Origin of the sequence: Nonomuraea sp. NPDC050202 (genome assembly GCF_040656115.1) — a bacterium.
Taxonomy (GTDB): Bacteria; Actinomycetota; Actinomycetes; order Streptosporangiales; family Streptosporangiaceae; genus Nonomuraea.
Window position 1 is genome coordinate 1 of record NZ_JBFALF010000121.1, and the last position, 1,204, is coordinate 1,204.

At 68.7% G+C, this 1,204-nt stretch carries 1 protein-coding gene; it reads left to right on the plus strand.

The genetic code is table 11. The annotated features are described in order from the left end of the window. Positions 1-45: 45 nt before the first annotated feature. Positions 46-1,204 (plus strand): IS701 family transposase (locus tag AB0I79_RS63305; RefSeq protein WP_357896393.1); only part of this gene is annotated, 1,159 nt, incomplete at its 3' end.

Sequence of the window (1,204 nt, forward strand, 5' to 3'; positions counted from 1 at the left end):
CTAGTAGTGCTTTGTTACGTCGAGACCTCGTGAGACGGTCGTCGTATGACTCCGGCGGAGCTGGCTGATGTCCGTGGCTGTCTTGAGGACTTCGCAGGTGAGGTCTTCACCTCCTTCACGCGTCGGGAGCAGCGGTCCAACGGCGGGTTGTACCTGCGAGGGTTGATGCTGGATGGGCGCCGTAAGTCGATGGTGCCGATGGCGGAGCGGCTGGGAGTGGATCATCAGCGGCTCCAGCAGTTCATCACCTCCTCGACCTGGGATCACGTGGCGGTACGGCGATGTCTGGCGCAGCGTGCGGTCAAGGTGGTGGCGCCGCAGGTGTGGGTGCTGGATGACACCGGGCATCTGAAGGACGGCGACGGCTCACCTGGAGTGGCCCGGCAGTACACCGGGACCGCGGGAAAGGTGACCAACTGCCAGATCGCCATCAGCGTGCACGCGGTCACCGACTCCTGCTCAGCCGCGTTGAACTGGCGGCTGTTCCTGCCGCAACGCTGGGACGACGCGCTGGCCGAGGACAAGACCGACGCTGCGGCAGTCGCCGAGCGGCGACGGCGCTGCCACATCCCTGACGATCAGCGGCACCACCCCAAGTGGCAGCAGGCGCTGGGGATGCTCGATGAGCTGGCCTCCTGGGGGCTGGTGCCGCCGCTGGTGGTGGCCGATTCGGGATATGGCGATGTGACCGCGCTGCGGCTGGGCCTGACAGGGCGCGGCCTGCCGTACGTGGTCGCCGTCAAGGGCGGCACCAGCGCGTACGCCGCCGATGTCGTCCCCGAGACGGTGCCCTGGTCCGGCAACGGCCGCCACCCGGTGGCCAAGTACCGCAGCGCGCCCTCCAGCCTGCGCGAGCTGGCCCTGGCCGCCGGCCGGCGCAGCCTGCGCCGGGTGGGCTGGCGGCAGGGCACCAAGACCAGCAAGGACAACCCGGCCGCCACGATGCGCTCACGCTTCCTCGTCCTGCGGGTACGACCCGCCAACAGCGACATCCCCCGTGATGGCGACGGGCATCTGCCTGAATGCTGGCTTCTGGCTGAATGGCCACCTGGCGAGTCCGAGCCCAGCGGCTACTGGCTGTCCACCCTGCCGGCCGGCATCCGGCTGCGAGACCTGGTTCGCCTGGCCAAGATCCGCTGGCGCATCGAGCATGACTATCGCGAGCTCAAGACCGGCCTGGGCCTGACCCACTTCGAGGGGCGCT